This is a genomic window from Nocardia albiluteola, assembly GCF_018860155.1.
In the GTDB taxonomy this organism is placed as follows: Bacteria; Actinomycetota; Actinomycetes; order Mycobacteriales; family Mycobacteriaceae; genus Nocardia; species Nocardia albiluteola.
Map to the genome: position 1 here is coordinate 92,420 of NZ_JAHKNI010000004.1, position 18,869 is coordinate 111,288.

Annotated in this window: 20 protein-coding genes, 1 tRNA gene and 2 pseudogenes; 12 read left to right on the plus strand and 11 right to left on the minus strand. The window is 66.2% G+C overall.

Annotated elements, in window-relative coordinates; genetic code table 11:
* Window positions 1-7 precede the first annotated feature (7 nt).
* Window positions 8-409: a hypothetical protein gene (locus KO481_RS13540; protein WP_215917466.1), complete on the minus strand. Its 402-nt coding sequence runs from the start codon at window positions 407-409 to the stop codon at window positions 8-10.
* A 317-nt stretch (window positions 410-726) separates the two neighbouring features.
* Between KO481_RS13540 and KO481_RS13545 the strand changes: the two are divergent.
* The 5 genes and pseudogenes from KO481_RS13545 to KO481_RS13565 all read left to right on the plus strand — a co-directional run.
* Window positions 727-1,285, plus strand: a pseudogene (locus tag KO481_RS13545) (IS5 family transposase); the annotation flags it as partial.
* A 1,081-nt stretch (window positions 1,286-2,366) separates the two neighbouring features.
* Window positions 2,367-2,861: a hypothetical protein gene (locus KO481_RS13550; protein WP_245400887.1), complete on the plus strand. Its 495-nt coding sequence runs from the start codon at window positions 2,367-2,369 to the stop codon at window positions 2,859-2,861.
* A gap of 610 nt (window positions 2,862-3,471) precedes the next feature.
* Entirely contained in the window at window positions 3,472-3,873 is a 402-nt protein-coding gene (locus tag KO481_RS13555) for a hypothetical protein (RefSeq protein WP_215917468.1), read from the plus strand.
* A gap of 96 nt (window positions 3,874-3,969) precedes the next feature.
* Window positions 3,970-4,209 (plus strand): annotated as a pseudogene (locus KO481_RS13560) (IS982 family transposase); the annotation flags it as partial.
* Between the two features lie 398 nt (window positions 4,210-4,607).
* Entirely contained in the window at window positions 4,608-4,778 is a 171-nt protein-coding gene (locus KO481_RS13565) for a hypothetical protein (protein WP_215917470.1), read from the plus strand.
* A gap of 188 nt (window positions 4,779-4,966) precedes the next feature.
* Here the strand turns inward: KO481_RS13565 and KO481_RS13570 are convergent, their stop codons facing one another.
* Both KO481_RS13570 and KO481_RS13575 read right to left on the minus strand, forming a co-directional pair.
* Window positions 4,967-5,743 (minus strand): alpha/beta fold hydrolase, encoded by a 777-nt coding sequence (locus tag KO481_RS13570; protein WP_215917471.1) that lies wholly within the window; start codon window positions 5,741-5,743, stop codon window positions 4,967-4,969.
* Between the two features lie 14 nt (window positions 5,744-5,757).
* Window positions 5,758-6,006: a hypothetical protein gene (locus KO481_RS13575; RefSeq protein ID WP_215917472.1), complete on the minus strand. Its 249-nt coding sequence runs from the start codon at window positions 6,004-6,006 to the stop codon at window positions 5,758-5,760.
* 72 nt (window positions 6,007-6,078) lie between these two features.
* Here KO481_RS13575 and KO481_RS13580 point away from each other — a divergent pair, with 72 nt between their 5' ends.
* From KO481_RS13580 to KO481_RS43925, 3 genes are all read left to right on the plus strand, one after another.
* Entirely contained in the window at window positions 6,079-6,684 is a 606-nt protein-coding gene (locus tag KO481_RS13580) for a helix-turn-helix domain-containing protein (RefSeq protein ID WP_215917473.1), read from the plus strand.
* 304 nt (window positions 6,685-6,988) lie between these two features.
* A complete protein-coding gene (locus KO481_RS13585; protein WP_215917474.1) occupies window positions 6,989-7,327 on the plus strand; it encodes a hypothetical protein in 339 nt (112 codons plus the stop codon).
* Between the two features lie 191 nt (window positions 7,328-7,518).
* Complete coding sequence (locus KO481_RS43925) at window positions 7,519-7,650, plus strand: hypothetical protein (RefSeq protein ID WP_281066085.1); 132 nt, start codon at window positions 7,519-7,521, stop codon at window positions 7,648-7,650.
* Window positions 7,651-8,207: 557 nt separating this feature from the next.
* Here KO481_RS43925 and KO481_RS13590 read toward each other — a convergent pair.
* Window positions 8,208-8,280 (minus strand) — tRNA-Lys (locus tag KO481_RS13590).
* A 91-nt stretch (window positions 8,281-8,371) separates the two neighbouring features.
* Window positions 8,372-9,304 carry a LysR substrate-binding domain-containing protein gene (locus KO481_RS13595; RefSeq protein ID WP_215917475.1) on the minus strand — a complete coding sequence of 311 codons (933 nt, stop codon included), beginning with the start codon at window positions 9,302-9,304 and terminating at the stop codon, window positions 8,372-8,374.
* Between the two features lie 101 nt (window positions 9,305-9,405).
* Between KO481_RS13595 and KO481_RS13600 the strand changes: the two genes are divergently transcribed.
* The 4 genes from KO481_RS13600 (at window position 9,406) to KO481_RS13615 (ending at window position 12,885) form a co-directional block, all read left to right on the plus strand.
* Window positions 9,406-10,482: a YeiH family protein gene (locus tag KO481_RS13600; protein ID WP_215917476.1), complete on the plus strand. Its 1,077-nt coding sequence runs from the start codon at window positions 9,406-9,408 to the stop codon at window positions 10,480-10,482.
* Between the two features lie 162 nt (window positions 10,483-10,644).
* Window positions 10,645-11,832: a L,D-transpeptidase gene (locus KO481_RS13605; protein ID WP_215917477.1), complete on the plus strand. Its 1,188-nt coding sequence runs from the start codon at window positions 10,645-10,647 to the stop codon at window positions 11,830-11,832.
* A gap of 124 nt (window positions 11,833-11,956) precedes the next feature.
* On the plus strand, window positions 11,957-12,271 hold the full coding sequence (locus KO481_RS13610; protein WP_215917478.1) for a hypothetical protein: 315 nt from the start codon (window positions 11,957-11,959) through the stop codon (window positions 12,269-12,271).
* On the plus strand, window positions 12,268-12,885 hold the full coding sequence (locus KO481_RS13615; protein WP_215917479.1) for a carboxymuconolactone decarboxylase family protein: 618 nt from the start codon (window positions 12,268-12,270) through the stop codon (window positions 12,883-12,885). The genes KO481_RS13610 and KO481_RS13615 overlap by 4 nt, the downstream gene beginning before the upstream one ends.
* Before the next feature lie 28 nt (window positions 12,886-12,913).
* Here KO481_RS13615 and KO481_RS13620 read toward each other — a convergent pair whose 3' ends face one another.
* From KO481_RS13620 to KO481_RS13645, 6 genes are read right to left on the minus strand one after another with little or no spacing between them, the layout of a single operon-like run.
* A complete protein-coding gene (locus KO481_RS13620; protein ID WP_308166630.1) occupies window positions 12,914-13,696 on the minus strand; it encodes a DUF6390 family protein in 783 nt (260 codons plus the stop codon).
* A 34-nt stretch (window positions 13,697-13,730) separates the two neighbouring features.
* A complete protein-coding gene (gene hypE, locus KO481_RS13625; protein ID WP_215917481.1) occupies window positions 13,731-14,801 on the minus strand; it encodes a hydrogenase expression/formation protein HypE in 1,071 nt (356 codons plus the stop codon).
* Entirely contained in the window at window positions 14,794-15,906 is a 1,113-nt protein-coding gene (gene hypD / locus KO481_RS13630; protein WP_215917482.1) for a hydrogenase formation protein HypD, read from the minus strand. The genes hypE and hypD overlap by 8 nt, the downstream gene beginning before the upstream one ends.
* Window positions 15,903-16,229, minus strand: a complete 327-nt coding sequence (locus KO481_RS13635) for a HypC/HybG/HupF family hydrogenase formation chaperone (protein WP_215917483.1) — start codon at window positions 16,227-16,229, stop codon at window positions 15,903-15,905. The genes hypD and KO481_RS13635 overlap by 4 nt, the downstream gene beginning before the upstream one ends.
* A 16-nt stretch (window positions 16,230-16,245) precedes the next feature.
* A complete protein-coding gene (gene hypF, locus KO481_RS13640; protein WP_308166589.1) occupies window positions 16,246-18,627 on the minus strand; it encodes a carbamoyltransferase HypF in 2,382 nt (793 codons plus the stop codon).
* Window positions 18,624-18,866: a HypC/HybG/HupF family hydrogenase formation chaperone gene (locus tag KO481_RS13645; protein WP_215917484.1), complete on the minus strand. Its 243-nt coding sequence runs from the start codon at window positions 18,864-18,866 to the stop codon at window positions 18,624-18,626. Before KO481_RS13645 ends, hypF begins: the two co-directional genes overlap by 4 nt.
* Window positions 18,867-18,869 lie beyond the last annotated feature (3 nt).

An 18,869-nucleotide genomic window follows, 5' to 3' on the forward strand; every position in this document is an offset into this window, starting at 1 on the left:
CACTCGATCATTCGGGCATGGGGCGGTGGTGCGGCTGATAAGGGGGCGGCGTGAGCTGCGGATCGTCGTGTATCCGGCGGTTCATCTCGTCGCTGGCCGCTCGATCGGTGCCGGCAAAATAATGCGCCGCGGCGTCCAGGGCTGTCGCGGTGTCGTCCAGATTGCTCTTGGTACTCGTCAGGTAGCTCACCACCGTCTCGTGCAGGGTGAGGTAGGCGCGAAATACCGGGCCTTCCGCGTCACCGCCGAAGTATGTTGGTCGCTGCATCGCCTTCGCCACCCCATCGTGAACGGCGTTGCAGTTGCTGATCGCAATACCGTAGTCGGTCGAGACCAGCGGAAAATCCGCCTTCGCGGCCTTCTCCAATTCATACAGGTCCACGCCGAACCGAATATCCGAATCTCCCATGGGCGCACACGCATTTCTATCCGAGCCCCCGCCGATACGGTGATGCCGCGCGAAAGATACGGACGGCGACCGCATCCGGGGCTGCATCGACGCCCGTAGACGACGAATTTGATTCCCTCGTAAGATATTACATCCGCTCGCACGAACCGGGGTGCCCCTAGAAGCCGGGGCACTCCCATTGCGCAGAACTCCCGCCCAGGCCGCTCACGCGACACCGCCACCATGCAGGACGGCAAGATCGCCTGAGACCGTGTCTTACGTGGCTGTGATTTGGTTGTGCTGCGTCGAATCTGGTTGTGCTGCATGATGTTCGGCTTGTGGTTGATGAGTTGTCCAAACGCCTTGTCCCGAACGAGTTGTGGGTTTTGGTCGAGCCGCTGTTACCGGAGTTCACCCCATGTCCGCAGGGTGGTGGCACCGCGCCGGTCGACGAGCGTGCGGTGTTCACCGCGGTGGTGTTCGTGCTGACCAGCGGCTGCGCGTGGCGGATGCTGCCACCGTCGTTCGGTGTCACCGTCCCGACCGCGCACCGCCGGTTCAGTGTGTGGACCGAAGCCGGGCTCTGGCGGCGATTACACCGGGCTGTGCCGGATGAGCTGGGTGGCAAAGGCTTGATCGACTGGTCGCGAGCGGTAATCGACGCGGCGTCGGTGCGGGCGAAAAAAGGGATCTCTGACCGGGCCGAGCCCGATCGACCGCGGCAATTCCGGTTCGAAGATTCACGTCCTGTCCGATCGCGCGGGAATCCCTCTGTCCGTGGGTATTTCGGCGGCCAACACCAATGACGCACAAGCGCTGCGCCCGTTGGTCAAAGCGATCCCCGAAGTCCGATCCCGGCGTGGCCCTCGTCGGCGCAGACCGGCCAAGCTGCACGCCGCGGCCACGCATTTTCTCGGCTTCCTCACACTCGCCGCGACACGGACCTGCTACAAGAAACTGGCGAAATCAACGACATGAGACACGGTCTTAGATGCCCGAACTGCGATATCGCAGCGCCGGGACTGACAGGTTCCCTACGCCGCGCATAGCGCGAGCGCAACATGTTTGGGCTCGACGATGTGATCGTCTCGCTGATCGATCAGGGCCCATCCGAGCACTAGTGCAGGATCTCCTCGCGCGGTGGCTCACGGTGGGCCGACGGTCCCAGGTGGGTAGGTCGCGGATCGCGACCGACTGCGGCGTTCTTCCTGGAGCAGGCAGGGTGGGTACGCAGGAGTTGACGGACCATCCTGTCGGGCAGATACCCTGACCTCGAGTAAGGGCCAGTCGAGGTAGATGATTCGTGGATATCCCTGTGCCTCAGTGTATTTGGGTGGTTAAGTGATTAAGCTGGCCAAGGCCATGGCTGGCATGGTGTGCGGGGGTCGTTGCGATGTAGCGTGGCGATCCATCCGTCCGAGGTGCCGTCTGGGTGGACGCACAGCTTGCGAACGCGGCCCTCGAGTCGGAAGCCGTTCCGCCAGGCCGTCTTTGCCGAGGCCCAGTTGCCGACTACGGCAACTGGTGGAGGGGAGATATTCGAATCTTGCAGTATTCCCCTCAGATTCGGGCTGGGGCTCGGGCTCAGAAGGGAGTGTCTGGCTCGTCGGTTTCGCCGGAGGGAGGCCGGGACGGAAAGGCTCTCGTGGCATATCGCGGAGCGTATGTCCGAGTCTCCCGCAGTGGCAGCCCAGCTCCGTTCTACAGGCGATGCGTCTGCAACCGCTGTCCCGCGCCTGTCGACCGGATCCCCTACAGCGGCTCCGTATCTCACTCGCTCCGGCAACGCCGCCGATGCTGCTGTTCGACACCCCGGATCCTCGGCATCGCAGGCGAAGGTCTCGATTGCGGGGCCGGGAGTTCGCATGTGGTGTCGCACCGCCGCCAAGGCCTCACCTTGCGCCGGGCGTTGGCCAGCCCCTGAGATTGGGGGCTCGGGAAGCCATAACGCCATCCGTACGCAGGACGACAGACTGGCATGAGCCTTAAAAACGTTTCCTTACAACAGTTCACGTTTCGTGCGGGTGTGGTCGCGGTGGCGATGGTGGCCGCGTGGAGCGGGTTCGCCGGGACTGCCGGTGCCAACTCTACCGATCCGGTTGCCCGGTTCACCCCCACCCTCACACGGGTTCCGGGTCCCAACTGTGCCGCGATCATCAATGCCGAGACCGTGCCGCAGCCTCGGTCCGGTGTGTTCGGTGTTCGGGTGAAGATCACGCAGACCGGGGACTCCTGCGGGGCCTATTACGTCACCGTACATTGGCGGAACGTCAACACCGGCCTGACCAGCGGACAGTCACAACGCATCGAAGGCACCACGGTGGTCGGCATGCCGGACAACGTGATCACCGGCATGGGCATGGCGCCGGGCGCAGGGAAGGTGGAGGCGTCTATCGACACGTACTCCCAGGTCTATCCGCAGAATGTGGATCTGGAGCACATCGCGGGCCACGCGACGTTCACGCTGGGCTGAGCGCGCGGCGGTTCGACCGAGATCGTGTGCGGGACGGCAGAAGAGGTGCGGCCTGCCTGGTCGCGCTGGGGCACGGGTGGTGGGGATCCGGTCTGTTCGGGTGAACCACTCGTGTGAAGATCACCGGCCTGGATACGGCGATGCCGTCTCCGCACTCGTCTCGTGTATTACACCGGCGGCAAGATCGATTGCACCCTGCTTCCGGATGCGCCGAGTGCAAGCGCGCCCATCGGCTACTTAATACTGGCGGTAGGGCTCGTTCCCGGCCAGGATCGGGTCCAGGTACCCGGCGAGGTCGCTCTCACATCGGCTGCCCACCAGTGGGTTTGGTGTGGCTCTCTCATGGCGTGCGTCCCGCCGGGTCACCTCGGCCTGTCTCGATTCCACTGGGCCCGAGCAGTTTACGCGGACCTGCCCTACACCGACATCCTCTGGCTCGACCCCAGGCTTTGGGCTGCCCTTGCTCGAGTCCGGGTCCCCCGGGTCGTCGTGACGTTGGACCCGGCAACTCATGTGCGGAGCGTACTGGCGGCTCTCGGGATCATCGAGTTGGCGACGATCTTTGCGATGGCTGATGATGCGAGATTCCCGGGGGTCTTACGGTGTCACTGTGAAGAACGACCGCCGTCTGCGCTGCTTGGTCGTGGGTGAGGCGAGGTGGCACTGGACGGTCCGGCAGCGGGTAAAGCCCGCCTATGAGGCGTGCAGTACCACGCTTTCCTTCCACCCCGAGGGCGCTCGAGGCTGTCTGGCGCTGGTCTTCCGTCCGGGGCTGGACAGAATCATCTCGAATTCATACTTCGATTCCGGAGCCTTGATCCGCCTTCCGGACCGCGTCTACCTCAACCTGTACGAGCCCGGCACGGTCCGTCGCCTCCTGGACGCCGCCGCATCGGATCTTCCCCTCTGTGCCGGTAGGACGGTCGAGGTGGACGGCTGGCCGTACTTCGATGCGGTCGCAGATTCGGCCGGGACTGCCGCAGGATCGGGTTGCAAAGAGGCAGGAGCCTGAAGGTGAGCGCACACCTGGCACGGGGAATATCCTTGCCCGGCAAACTGATTCTCCGGTATGTGGTCCCGCGCGGGCGAGGGTGTGTAGATCGCAGTTGTGGACAACGAAATAAACACCCTCGTCACTGCACTGTATGTCACCACCGACGACCTGTTGAAGGCCCGACCAGACCTGGCGCCGCAGCGCCCCGCGGTCGGGTTCGCGCCGCGCCTGACCGGCGCCGAGCTGGTCACGTTGGCGGTGATGCTGGCGCTGCTCGGTTTTACTTCCTAGGCCCGCTGGCTGCGCTACGCCCATGCCCACCTGCGGAACCTGTTCCGGTACCTGCCCAAACAGTCGGCCGTATCCACACCGGTGAAAACGCTGTGTTGATGGTCGACACGGTCGACTACCACGACTTCAATTCCTCTGCTCGCTAATATCGAAAACCAGCGTCGCAGGATCCCGAGGCCCGGCATGTCGCCTATCCGTGCCCGCACCGCGAGTGAGGTGCTGACCGTCTATCAGGACGGGGCGAGGCGAGCTGACCGTGACAATGGCATTGTGTGAGCCTCCCGGGGGAATGGTCTCCGTGTTCGGGGTCGTACGTCGTCGCGTTTATCTGAATACTCCAGGTGAGGGTGCGTCGGCGGATCATCAGGGTAGTCTGGGGCGCGAGCTTGGTCGTCGGCTGCTGTGCCTGACGACCAAGGCGGGCATCGAATCTGCTACGAAGATGGGTCGAAGGAGTGGCAATGGGTGCATTAAGCGATGATCGAATGCAACTTGAACGGCTCGAGCTTACCGCTGAGGAAATTACACAGAATAGGCGAGACGCCGAGAAGGTCCTCGGTATGAAGCTCGAAGTTAGCGAGGTTGAAAAAGCGGCATATGCGAAAGAAGGTAAGGAGCCGCCGACCTTCTAGGGTGCATCGCGACCCGAGTGCGTAGTTTCCCATCAGGTGCGTGATGGAAATCGACACTGTCGGATGTGAGTGAAGGGTCGGATACTCTAGTGAAGGCAGCTACAACCCGAGTTCGCGAGTGCTATCGAGCGAGGTTGGCTGTGCCAGCGTAGCGATGTTGGCGTGCTATTGCTTCGGTCAATTGCTTGTCAGGCTGCTGGTGCGAAGGCCGTGATTGCGTCGACGAGGTCGGCCGGGGCTTCCAGCGGAATCAGGTGACCCGTGTTCGGAATTACCGCGAGGTCGGCTCCGGAGAGGTAGGGCATCAGGTTGTCGACGAGCACGTCGACGGGCTCGACACGGTCGTTCTGTCCGGCGATGACGAGGACGGCGACGTTGATCATGCGGGTGTGCTCGCGGACGTCCTGCGCGATGCCGCGCAGCGGCCACTCTGTGCGGGCGGCGTTGGTGCTGGCCCGCGAGTCGGTCGCGATCTGCGACTTGATCGGTTCGGGCAGCTCGGTTGCGGTGAGGATGTGATCCCGTGCGCCAGCGACGGACTCGTCGGAGTCGTAGGCATGGGAAAGGGCTTCCCGGTACTCGGAAGTGATCCCTGCGGCGGGCTTGGCCGGAGCGGGACCAACCAGGACGATCCCACGGAGGCCGACGGGCCGGGTCGCCGCTATGAGCTGTGCGACCTTGCCACCCATGGAATGTCCGACGAGGACGTAGTCGGTGACACCCGCGTCGGCGATTACGGCGAGCGTGTCGTCGGCGAGTTGGCCAAGGGTGTAGGGGCCGGCCAGGTTGCTCGAGCGGCTCCACCCGCGGAAGTCGACAGTGAGCATGTCGCGTCCGGCGAGGCCGTCGACGACGAGGTCCCAGGTGCGGGCGGATCCACCCCAGTAGTGCAAGAACACCAGGGTCGGTCCGGTCCCGGGCCGGTGGTCATAAGCGGGCAGTAGTGGCTGCTGCGTCGTGTTCATCGCGACTCTCTCGATCAGTGTTCCGGGGGCTGTTGTTCTGTGTGTTCATCGAATCTCATCCGCCGCGTCGGGGCATCGGCATGACTGGTCGTCTGATGGTGGAAACTGGACAGGTGGCCGTGATCCGGCAGATGACTTACCAACCCGTCGGGCGCGGTGCCGCCGCTGTCGAAACCATGACGTTCGACCGTCTTCGCGAGCTGAACGACGGCGGGACGCAGCGTGCCGACTTCCACGTCCTCGCCGTCGTCGATGCCGGGCACGGATCGGTCACCGTGGACTTTCTCCGACACCCGCTTCGGGAGCGTTCCGCGGTGTGGGTCGCTCCCGGAGCTGTGCACCGATGGGATGACATCGCCGGGGTGGCTGGGCACGTCGTGCTGTTCGTGCCGACCGCGCCGGTCACCCACGCCACCCGGGAGCTCGTCGCGTACCCGGACCTGGTCGCACACTGGAACATTCCCGACGCCGACTGGTCGTATGTCGACGCCGCGCGCAACCATCTCCTGCTCGAAGCATCCGCCCCACCCAGGGATATCCCGACGGAGCTGCCCGAGATCCTGCTCTCCGCGCTCATCGCCCGGCTCCGCCCGCCCCACGCCGAAGCACGGTCGATCAATCCGGTGTTCCACCTGTTCCGGTCCAGCGTCGAAGCGCACTTCCGGGAACATCACGACACCGGCTACTACGCCCGGACACTGGGATACGCGCCCCGCACCCTCTCGAGAGCGGTGCAGCAGGTCACCGGCCGCACCGCGAAGGCGTACATCGTCGATCGGATCGTCCTGGAAGCCAAACGGCTCCTCACGCACGACCGCCTCACCGCAGCCGCCTGCGCCAACACGCTCGGCTTCCTTGACCCGTCCAACTTCTCGGTCTTCTTCCGGAAGGCGACAGGCATACGCCCGGGCGCGTGGCAGGCGACGGCGGCCGTCGAGTGAGGCCATTCTTGCTCGTCACGGAGAAGGTGCACCGGCACAAGGGAGCAAGTTCCACGTCATTGAAACTAATGGAGAAACCAAGATTGCGGTTTGGACTACTCCGGATGATCAAGTCGCGAGCATGTTCCCGGTGAAATAAATGATGAAGTTTAACTTTATTCGCGAAAATAGTGAAATGTCCGCAGGTTGGGAGCATCGTCACGACCCGGGCTCGTCCACACGAACTGAACTGCTATGGTACTTCTTTCCGGGCGACATTGAGATAATTTCTGAGGGCATTCTGTGGCGCAGCAATTTCGAGTGAGTGCCCTTGTTGAACATTGGCAACGAGTTGCTGCATATCTGCAACGAGTTGGAAATCAAGGAACACGTTTCATATGCCTTTACTGAAACCGTATCCGAAATCGGTTTCGACATCGTCGGAAATTCCGTGGTGATAACCCCGTCAGAAGCTTCAGCGTTGCCCTCATGTTCACATTCTGAACTGTGCCTGGCGGTAGACGATTTCGTGGTCGAGCATATCGCCAACCTTGAACGAATCTACCCAGCTCTTGACAGGTCGGAATTGATACTATCAATGTCAACATCCGCCAATCGGCTGATTCATCGTTATCGTCCTGATCCTCCAACGGAATCAAGTTGATCAACATCGGCCTTTCCGCCCCCGGATGCGCTGGCCTGCGCCCATATGCCCCGACGATTTCTGAGCGGTGAGCGGCATCCTTGCCCGCCCGTCGTTCCGGCGGCAGCTGCCCCAGACGAATAGGTCCTGCCTCGGTCCTAGTGGGTCGCTTCTGAAATAGTTGGACAGTGTGGCCGTCTGGTTGAATCTCTGTGTGCGAGCTGCCCCGTCTGGTGTTGCGCGATGGTGATCGGGAGATCCTGCAGGGTTGGATCCGGTCGAGGTCGATGAAGTCCGGGCTGGTCCTGCGGGCTCAGATCGTCATGCTGGCCGCCGATGGGTGACACATCCCGAGATCGCGAGAAGACGGTCCCCGGTCGCTGCAAGGGCAAGGCCCATCGCCGGGAGACTCTGGGCCTGCACTCGCAAGGACGGTCGTGTAGAGCTGAAGCTGTTCGTGGAAACCTCCGACGGCAAGCGCAAGCGGGTCAGCGTGTACGGCCGCACATGGGACGAGGCGGACGCGGAGCGTACCCGACTGAAGGAGTTGCAGCGCAAGGGAATTCCTGTCGATGTCGCGACGATGACGGTCGGCCATTACCTCGGATCGACGGCCGAACGATCTTCCTGCGGCCGAAAACGGAATCCTCGGAAAGCTGGGTACCGCTCACTCCGGAGATGGTTCGCATCCTTCGGCAACGACAGCGCGAGCAGCGAGCCGACCCGACAGAGACCAAGGCCAACAAGTATGGCTTGGTGTTCGCGACGAACAACGGCACGCCGCTCTCACCTCGGAACGTGAACCGTGCCTTCGAGCGGTTGTGCCGGCGGGCCGGTGTTCGGCAAATCCGTTCGAAACGGGCGGGGAATGCGATCTTCGAAAAGGTCTGTGACCTGGGAGTGCGCCATCAGGGACTCGAACCCCGAACCCGCTGATTAAGAGTCAGCTGCTCTGCCAATTGAGCTAATGGCGCTTGTGCAGTATTCCGTTCCGGGGCCCGTCGGCTCCGTTGCGGTGCGGGGAAAACCATAACAGGCGCGCGGTTGGAAAGTGAAATCGCCTGGTCAGGAGGGTGGGGTGGGGGGTTGGGGGGAGCGGGACCAGTCGGCTATGAGGGTGCGGAAATCGGCCAGGGCGCCTCGCCATTGGGTGTCGCCGCGCCAGATGGCGTGCCAGCGGCGGGTGAGGTCGATATCCGCGAGCGGGACTTCGACCAGTCGGCCATCGCGTAGTTCCTGGCTCACCACCAGTTCGCTCAGGACGGCGCCGAGTTCGCCTGCGGCGGCGGCGATCTTGACCGCGGCGTTGGTTTCCAGTTCCAGTGCGGGATCGGCCATCGGCGCGCCGACGGCGAGCTCGAGCGTCTCCCGGGTGCCGGAGCCCTGCTGGCGGGTGACCAGCGGCAGTTGCGCCAATTCGCCTGCGGGGAGCGGGATTCGGCGGCGTGCCAGGCGGTGTGCCGGGCCGACGACGAGTACCAGGCGGTCCTGGGCGACCGGCTGACTGGACAGGTCGGTCGGCAACTGGGGAGTCTCGACGAATCCGAGGTCGATCTCGCGGCCGCGGACCGCGTCGATGACCATGGCCGAGCTGCCCACCAGAAAGTGGACCGGCGTGCCCGGTGTGCGCTGCCGGAATTCGGCGAGCCAGCGCGGCACGAGGTATTCCGCGACGGTCTGACTGGCGCCGATACGGATCTTGCTCGTGGCCTGTTCGCTCAGCGTCGACGCCCCGGTCAGCAGCGCATCGGCGGCCTCGACCACCCGGCGGCTCCACTCGGTCACCATGCGCCCGTGCGCGGTGAGCACCGCGCCGTGGCTGCGCCGGTCGAGCAACTCCAGGCGCAGGCGCGATTCCAGTACCTTGATGCGCTTGCTGGCGGCGGGCTGGCTGATCCGCTCGGCCCGGGCGGCGGCGGAAATGCTGCCGAGGTCGGCTATGAGAACCAGCACGCGCAGCGCCTCGAGATCGAGATCCAGCCTGGGTAACGCAATCATCAACCACCTCCGGCCCTCGATGCTACCTATAACCGAGGGTTATGGATCCAGTGGAAATCGCTCTCTACCGGCGGTCGGCCGTGGATAACAGGCTGGATGGCATGAGTCGGATCGCGGATACCGTGCAGGTTACTTCGGAGGAGACGACCCGGCGGGGGCCCACGGCCCTGCTCGCGCGGCGGGTGCCGGGATTCGCGCTCGCGGTGCTGATCGCGGTCGTCGCGATGGTGATCGGCCGCCTGATTCCGGTCGTGGGAGCGCCGGTGACCGGCGTGGTGATCGGCGCGGCGGTGGCGGCGATCCGCGCGCCGGGCCGGATGCTGCGGCCGGGAATCGAGCTGGCGTCGAAAAAGGTGCTGCAACTCGCGGTGGTGACGCTGGGCACCCAGCTCTCGCTGGCGCAGGTAGTCCACACCGGTTTCGCCTCACTGCCCGTGATGGTCGGTACCCTGGCCGCCTGCCTGGTGGCCGCGTACTTCGTGGGACGCTGGCTCGGCGTGGTGGGTGATCTTCGCACGCTCATCGGCGTCGGCACCGGCATCTGCGGCGCCTCCGCGATTGCCGCGGTGACCCCGGTGATCGGTGCGGTCGGGGCCGACGTGGCCTATGCGGTGTCGACGATATTCCTGTTCAATATCGCTGCGGTACTGAGCTTTCCGGCGCTGGGGCACCTGCTCGGACTGGGGCAGCACGCCTTCGGGCTGCTCGCGGGCACGGCCGTCAACGACATGTCGTCGGTGGTCGCGGCCGCGAGCACCTACGGCGGGGTCGCGGCGAACTATGCGGTGGTGGTCAAGCTCACCCGGACGCTGTTCATCATTCCGATCTGCTTGGGGCTGGCCGCCTGGGTCGCGCGGCGGCGTTCGCGCTCGGGTGCGGACGCACCGGCGCGACGGACGCGGATCATTCGCCTGGTGCCCTGGTTTCTCGTGGCGTTCCTGGCGGCGGCGGCGCTGAACTCCGCCGGCCTGCTCGGCGCGGGGGTGCGGCACGGCATGGTCGAGGCATCGATGTGGTTGATCACGATCGCGCTGTCGGCGATCGGCCTGTCCACGGACGTGCGGGGGCTGCGCACTGCGGGCGCGCGGCCGCTGGTGCTCGGGGCGGTGCTGTGGGTCGTGGTCACGCTCACCAGCCTGGGCATGCAGTACCTGTTCATGGGCTCGATGCACAGTTGAAACCGGGCCGGTCGGTCGGCTTTTCGTCGTGTTTGCGGGTACTCGGAGGTTCCAGCTGGCACAATTAGCGCCGCGTAGTCTCAGCCGGATCCCTGCGGGTGTGGTGGTGAGAGCGCATCCGGGGCTGCCCCGGAGGCGCCCGAGTGCGGAACGGGGTTGCATATGCGCACAGTTCGGCAGTGGGGTGCGGCACTGGCCGTGCTGACCGCGGGGGCGTTGGTGGCGGGGTGCGGAGCGCCGGCGCAACCGGTCGGGGGGATGCCCGATTCGCCATCGATCTTCCAGATGCTCACCCCCGGGGTGGTCGCGCCGTTCGCCGACAGGGCGGTCGGAGTGCCGGTGGCCGATCCGCTGCAGGTGCGAGTCGAGAACGGCCGATTCACCGAGGTGTCCCTGATCAACCCTGACGGCATCCCGGTGTCCGGGCGCATCGCACCGGACGGCCGCTCCTGGCAGATCACCGAATCGCTGGGCTTCGGCCGCACCTACCACCTGCGGGCGGCCGCGCTGGGCATCGGCGGCCCGGCCTCGGCCGACATGACGTTCACCACCATGCAACCGGACAAGCGCACCCACCCGTGGCTGCTGCCGGGGGAGAACGAGGTGGTGGGTATCGGGCAGCCGGTGGCCGTGCAGTTCGACGAGAACATCCCGAACCGGCGCGCGGTCCAGAACGCGATCAAGGTGACCACGGTGCCGCCGGTGGAGGGCGCGTTCTACTGGGTGAATCCGCGTGAGGTGCGATGGCGCCCCGAGCATTTCTGGGCACCGGGCACCCGGGTCACCGTCGATGTGAACACCTACGGGCGCGACCTGGGCGGCGGACTGATCGGCGACAGCGAGATCCATTCCGGGTTCACCGTCGGTGACGTCCAGGTCTTCACCGCCGACGACAACACCAAGATGGTGACCGTCGAACAGAACGGCCAGGTGGTGCGCTCCATGGCGACGTCGATGGGCAAGAACTCCGCACCCACCGACAACGGCATCTACATCCTCAGCGACCGCTTCGACCATATGATCATGGACTCCTCGACCTACGGCGTCGCCGCCACCAGCCCCGGCGGATACCGCTCCCGGGTCGACTGGGCCACTCGCATGTCCTACAGCGGGATCTTCATGCACTCCGCGCCGTGGTCGGTCTGGGCGCAGGGCTCGGTCGACACCAGCCACGGGTGTTTGAACCTGAGTCCCGCGGATGCGCGATGGGTGTACGAGAACGCCAAGCGCGGGGATATCGCGATCGTGAAAAATACTGTGGGAGGGACGCTTTCGGGCGTCGACGGGCTGGGGGACTGGAATATGCCGTGGCCGCAATGGAAGGCGGGCAACGCGGACATCCATCGCTGAGCCGTATCCCCGCGGACCATCCTGGATCGTCGGCGACCGCGCTCGGCCGACCGCGAGGCACGGAACGAATCGTGAAGCGCAAGTATGGGGTTTGTCGAGCGTCTTGGTGTCGCATGATGGTTTCGTGAGATCACCAACGCAGCGATGGAACAGGTTCATCGAACACGTGCAATCGGCCTCCGCGGCGCTGCCGGCCGAGACGAGGAAGTCGATATTCGGCACCGCGGCAGGCCACGAGGGGACCGTTCCCGAAGACCTCGGCCCGTTCGTCGATACCGTGGCTCGCCATGCCTACCGAGTCACCGACGACCAGGTCGCGGGCTTGCGCGCGGCGGGGCGCTCGGACGACGAGATCTTCGAGGCGACGGTGGTCGCGGCGGCCGGCGCCGCCGACCGGCGGTTGCGGGCCGCGCTGCGCGCGATGCAGGGGCGCCGATGAGGATCGAAGCCCTCGAGCGGGGCCACGATCTGGCGGGTCGCTGGACGCTGCGCACCATGCGCGCCCTCGGCCGGATGGAGGTGCCCGATGTCATCAAGGTCATGTTCTACCGGCATCGATACTTCGGCACGCCGTTCAGCGACCTGCTGCAGGATCTCATGCGCGGGCCCTCGGAGTGGACGATCGGCGAGCGAGAGTTGTTCGCCACCTTCACCTCTGCCCGCAACCAGTGCGAATTCTGCCGGACCTGCCATCAGGTGGTCGCCGAGAGCTATCAGCCTCGAGAACTGGTGATCCGCGCGCTAGAGCGGCCCGCCGATTCGGGCCAGCGCCCCGAAGTCGTTGCGGTACTGGACTTCCTGGAGAAGCTGGCGGAATCACCGGATGATGTCGAGCCCGATGATGTCGATCGGGTCCGGCGGGCCGGAGTGACCGATACGGCGCTCGAGCAGGCCATTCGAATCAGCGCGGCCTTCCACGTCATCAACAGGATCATGGACACCGTGGGCGGCATTCCGCCGCGAGGTCGTCAATTGCCAATGACCCGCTGGGTCCTGCGTCGCCTGGGGTACACCACGTTTCCGACCGTGAAGTACCTGTCGTTCGCCCGGTGATGCTCAGCTCTCTCGGTCGCGCCGGGCACTAGCCGTGCGGATCGCCGACGGGCAACGGTCTGCCCAACCGGCGGTTGGTCATCGCCAACTGCCAGTCGGTGCTGGTCGCGAGATTGTGAAGCTGGTCCGGGGTGAGGCGGCCGCACGGGTGGTTCCAGTGCAGGGCGATGATGTCACCGGGGGTGGCGTCCGGTATCGCGTCGTAGTCGGCCGCCGGGAGATGGCGGATCTCGGGGGTGGACAGCGTCAGGCGGTGGCCGTCCCAGTGCAGTGGGCGGATGCGGACGGTGAGTTCGGGGCCGTCGCGGGCGACGACCAGTGCGGGAGAGATGCGGCAGCTGTCGAGCACGTGTATGGCGGTCTCGTCCGCGCCGCGGCCCAGGAGCCTGGTCCACGGGTACACCCCGAAGACGTGGAACCCGTGGTCGGGCGCTGCCTCCTCGGTCAGTTCCGCGGTCAGGTGCGTCCAATAGTGTCCTGCGACGGGGCCGATCACGGCCAGCAGCTCGCGCAGGAACGTCGCGCGATCCAGCGCCGCGCCGACTCCTCCTCCGTGCCAGTACGATTCGACGAGCCTGCCGTCCAGCGGATCGGAAATTCCACACAGCCTTCCCATCACCCGCAGGTAGGGCCACACTCCGGTGAATTGTCTTGCCGCGGCGCGGATCTCCTCGGGGGAGCCGGCGCGCAGGGCGAGCGTGCCGGGCGGGCCGCAGTAGCCGAGCGCGTTGGGGGCGTAGGCATATCGGGCGAACATCGAGATACCGGCCTCGTGTGTGCGAGCCGGGGACGATGCGGCGGGCGGTGCGATGGACGACCTCCTTATTTCTAATTCTGGTGGTGAGTCAGCAGATTCGCGGTAGCTGCTCGCCGATCGGCAGGTCCACCACGCGAGTGCCGCCCAGCGCGGTCCGGGCCACGACCATGCCCGGATGGTCGGCCACGCACGTGCCGATCCGTTCAGCGTGCGCGCCCAGCGGATGATCGCGCATGGCGGCGAGCACGCGGTCGGCGTCCCGGTCCGGGACGAAGGCGATCAGCTTGCCCTCGTTCGCGACGTAGAGCGGATCCAGGCCCAACAGCCCGCACGCGTCGCGGACGCCCGGCGGGATCGGAATCCTGGTCTCGTCCAGCCTCACCCCGGCGCCCGCCGCCCGGGCGATCTCATTGAGGCTCGCCGCGACGCCGCCGCGCGTGGGGTCGCGCAGCACATGGATATCCGCGCCGGTGGCCAGCATCGCGGCAACCAGCCCGTGCAGGGCCGCGGTGTCGCTGCACACCGTGGTCTCGAATTCGATGCCCTCGCGCCGGCTCAGCACCGCGACGCCGTGCAGTCCGATCTCGCCGCTGACCAGCACCGCGTCGCCGGGGCACGCGCGCTGGGGACGAATGTCCACGCTCTCGTCCAGCACCCCGATGCCCGCGGTGTTCACGTAGACGCCGTCACCGTGCCCGGCGTCGACGACCTTGGTATCGCCGGTGACCAGGGTGACACCCGCGGTCAGGGCGGCCGTGCCCATGGCGGTGGCGACGCGGGCGATCTCGGACAGCGGCGTGCCCTCCTCGAGGATGAACGCGGTCGAGAGCACCAGCGGACGGGCGCCGGACATCGCCAGATCGTTGACGGTGCCGTTGACCGCCAGATCGCCGATGGACCCGCCGGGGAAGTTCATCGGCTTGACGACGAACGAGTCCGTGCTGAACGCCAGCCGGGTGTCGCCGATCGCGACCACCGCCGAATCACCCAGTTCCGACTGGGCGGCCGGGCCGAACGCGGGCAGGAACAGGTGCTCGATGAGCTCGCCGGACATCGCTCCGCCGCCGCCGTGCCCCATGACGATGTTCGGCGAATCCCGCAGCGGCATGGGGCAGACCCAGTTCTCCATGTCGATGGCGGGAGTTTCGGTTTCAGGCATGAGCCACCTCCGCCGGGAGATCCAGGCGCCGGTACAGGTAGTAGGCGGCGCACGCGCCCTCGGAGGACACCATGGTGGCGCCCAGCGGATTTCGCGGCGTGCACTGCTTGCCGAAGGCGGCGCACTCGTTGGGCTTGATCAACCCCTGCAGCACCTCGCCCGACCGGCAGATCGCGGATTCGGAGGTATGCAGATCCTCGACCGCGAAACGGTCCTCGGCGTCGTATTCGCGATAGCGCGGCGAGAGCTTCCAGCCGCTGGCCGGGATGACGCCGATGCCGCGCCAGGCGCGGTCGGTCACCTCGAAGACGTCGGCCAGCATCGCCTTCGCCGCCGGATTGCCCTCGGGCGCAACGACACGCGGGTAGGCGTTGTCCATCTCGTGCTTGCCGGATTCGAGCTGGATCACCGTGCGGCGGATGCCCTCGAGGATGTCCAGTGGCTCGAATCCGGTGACCACCACCGGAACCCGGTACTTCTCGGCGAGCGGGGGATATTCCTGGGTGCCCATGACGGTGCACACGTGCCCCGCCGCGAGGAAGCCCTGCACCCGGCAGGTCGGCGACTCCATGATCGCCGCGATGGCGGGCGGCACGAGCACGTGCGAGACCAGCAGCGAGAAGTTGCGTATGCCAAGGCGTTTGGCCTGGTACACGGTCATGGCGTTGGCCGGTGCGGTGGTTTCGAAGCCGATGCCGAAGAACACCACCTCGCGGTCGGGTTCGGTGCGGGCGATCTCGAGCGCGTCCAGGGGCGAGTAGACCACCCGGACGTCCCCGCCCTCGCTCTTGATCCGGAACAGGTCCTTCGAGCTGCCGGGGACCCGGAGCATGTCGCCGAACGAGCAGAAGGTGACGTTCGGCCGCGCCGCGATCTCGAGGGCCTTGTCGATCATCTCGAGCGGCGTGACGCACACCGGGCAGCCGGGGCCGTGGATCATCTCGATCTGATCGGGAAGCAGCTGATCGATGCCGTGCCTGATGATCGAATGGGTCTGTCCACCACAGACTTCCATGATGGACCAGCGTTTGGTGGTGACCTTGCGGATCCGATCGAGCAGGCCCGCGGCCAGCTCCGGATTGCTGAATTCGTCGAGATACTTCACGATCGGACCTCCGGATTCTCGGGTGGTTGTGTGGCGCGGGGATCGTCCAGGCCCGCCTGTGCCGCGGCGCGCGCGAAGCCGTCGCCGAACTCCTCGTTCAGCACGCCCAGATGTTCGAACTCGGCGAGGGTGCGCAGGGCGGACTGCTCGTCGAGGCGCTGGAGCGCGAAGCCGACATGGACGATGACGTAATCGCCGGGCGCAATGTCGGGGATGTACTGCACGCACACGTCCTTGTGCACACCGCCGAAGTCGACGACGGACATCATCGTGCCGTCGCGCTCGTGCAGGCTGAGTACCTTTCCCGGGACCGCTAGACACATGTCGTACTCCTTCCGCTCAGCTCGCCCCGGCGGCGAGCAGCTGACCGAACGCGAGGCCGCCGTCGTTGGGCGGCAGTCGGTGATGGCTCAGGACGGTGAAGCCGTTGTCGTGCAACAACCTCCGCGTGGCGCTCAGCAGCAGCGCATTCTGGAACACGCCACCGGCCAGGGCCACGGTCGTGTCCGGCGGCGCGGCGCGCACCGCGATGTCGAGCACGAGGTGCGCCACCGCGTCGTGGAATCGGGCCCCGATCGCGGCGGGCGAAATCCCCTGCCGCGCATCGGCGATGACCGCCGCAAGCACCGGCGCCGGATCAATCTCCGCGTTCTCGAGATCCTCCGGCAGCCCGAATCGATAACGGGCGCCATCGGATTCAGCCGCCCGGGACAGGCCCTCCAGCTCGATCGCGGCCTGCGCCTCATAATCGACGGTGTGCCGCACCCCGGCCAGGGAGGCGACCGTGTCGAACAACCGGCCCATGCTCGAGGTGGGAACACAGCCGAATCCGGTCTCTAGTTGTCGTGCCAGTACCGTGCGTTCCGCCGGCGAGCAGGCCCGCACCGCGGCGATATCGTCGGACCATTCGATTCCGGCGGCCCACAGGTGCGCCAGCGCCATCCGGTACGGCCGGCGCACGGCGGCGTCGCCACCGGCCAGCGGTACGTATCGCAGATGCGCCAGGCGGCGGAACCCCTTGTACCCCGCGAGCAGCACCTCACCGCCCCAGATCGCGCCGTCGGGGCCGAAACCCGTGCCGTCGAAGGCGAATCCGAGCACCGAGACGTCAAGGTCGAGGCCGTGCTCGCCCATCACCGCGCAGATGTGGGCGTGGTGGTGCTGCACCAGGTGTACCGGGAGCGCACCGGCATGGCGGCGGGCCCACTCGGTCGAGCGGTAGCGCGGATGCGCGTCCGCGGCGAACTGCACGGGATGCACCGCGGTGAGTTCCTCGAGGTGGTGTTCGGTCTCGGTGAAGGCGCGCAGGGTGGCCAGGTCGTCCATGTCGCCGACGTGCTGGCTCAGCCAGGCGTAGCGGCCCTGCGCCACCGCGCAGGTGTTCTTGAGGTCCGCTCCGACGGCAAGGGTCGCCGGAATCGCCATGGGCAGTGTGAGAGGTAGGGGGGCGTAGCCGCGCGAGCGGCGGACCGGCAGCTCGAGCCCGTCCACCACGCGTATCACCGAATCGTCGCAGGGCACCAGGATGCGGCGGTCGTGGGACAGGATGGCGTCGGCCAGCCCGCTCAGCCGGTCCCGGGCGTCGGCATCGTCGTAGCAGATCGGTTCGCCACCAAGGTTTCCCGAGGTCATCACCAGTGTCTGTGGACCGGGCGAATCGCCCGGCAGGCCGAACAGCAGCAGATGGATCGGCGTATAGGCCAGCAGCACACCGAGATCGGGATTGCGCGGCGCGACGGCCTCGGCAGGGTAGGCGGTGTCGCGCCGGGGGAGCAGGACGATCGGGCGGGCGGATCCGGTCAGCAGCGCGGCTGCAGTATCGTCCACCTCGACGATCTCCCGCGCGGCATCGAGGCCCGGCACCATTACGGCGAAGGGCTTGTCGCCGCGGCGCTTTCGCCGGCGCAGCTCGGTGACGGCGGCGGAATTTCCGGCATCACAGGCCAGGTGATAGCCACCGATACCCTTGACCGCGAGAATTCCACCGCGGCGCAGCAGGTCCCGTGCGGCCGCAATCGGGTCGACGGCGAGCACGGCATCCGGCTTGCGTGGACCGGCCGAGCTCGAGTCGGATATGCCTGCCCTGGAATCATCTGAAGCCGTGCCGTCCGTAGTGGGCTCGCGCTGTTCGGCAGCACCTATCTCCGAATAGCTCAGTGTGGGACCGCAATCGGGGCAGGCGATCGGCTGGGCGTGAAAGCGCCGGTCGCTCGGATCGGCGTATTCGCGGGCGCAGGCCGCGCACATGGGGAACTCCGCCATCGAGGTGCCGGACCGGTCGTAGGGCAGCGTGGCGATGATGGTGAACCGGGGGCCGCAGTTGGTGCAGTTGACGAAGGGATGCCGATAGCGGCGGTTCGCCGGATCGCGCAGCTCGGCCTCGCAGTCGGCGCACAGGGCCACGTCGGGGGAGGCCAGGGTACGCCCGCCGCCGCGGGTGGTCTCGGCGATGTGGAATCCGGTGCCGCCGCGGACCGGGATCTCGGCCTGCTCGACCGATTCGATGACCGCGAGCGGAGGCGGCCGGTTTCGCAGCCGCCGCGCGAATTCGTCGAGATCCGCTGGCGCACCCTCGATCTCGATGAATACCCCGGAGCTGTCGTTGGATACCCGGCCGGACAGGGCGAGCTCAGCGGCGGTGGTGTAGACGAAGGGCCGCATGCCCACGCCCTGGACCACGCCGCGGACGGTCAGGCGGCGGCGGATCCGGCCGGTGCTCACGGCTCCTCCCCGGAGCCGAGCAGCCGCAGTCCGGCCATCGCGGCGGCCGCGCCGTCCGCGTCGGTCTTCTCCACCGCCAGGCCCATGTGGATGATCACCCAGTCGCCGGGCCGTGCCGGATTCTCCTCCAGCAGACCGATATTCACCCGCCTCCGCTCACCGGAGACGTCGACCAGAGCGACCTGGTCGTGGTAGCCGTCGAGGATCTCCACGACCCGGCCCGGAATTCCGAGGCACATCGC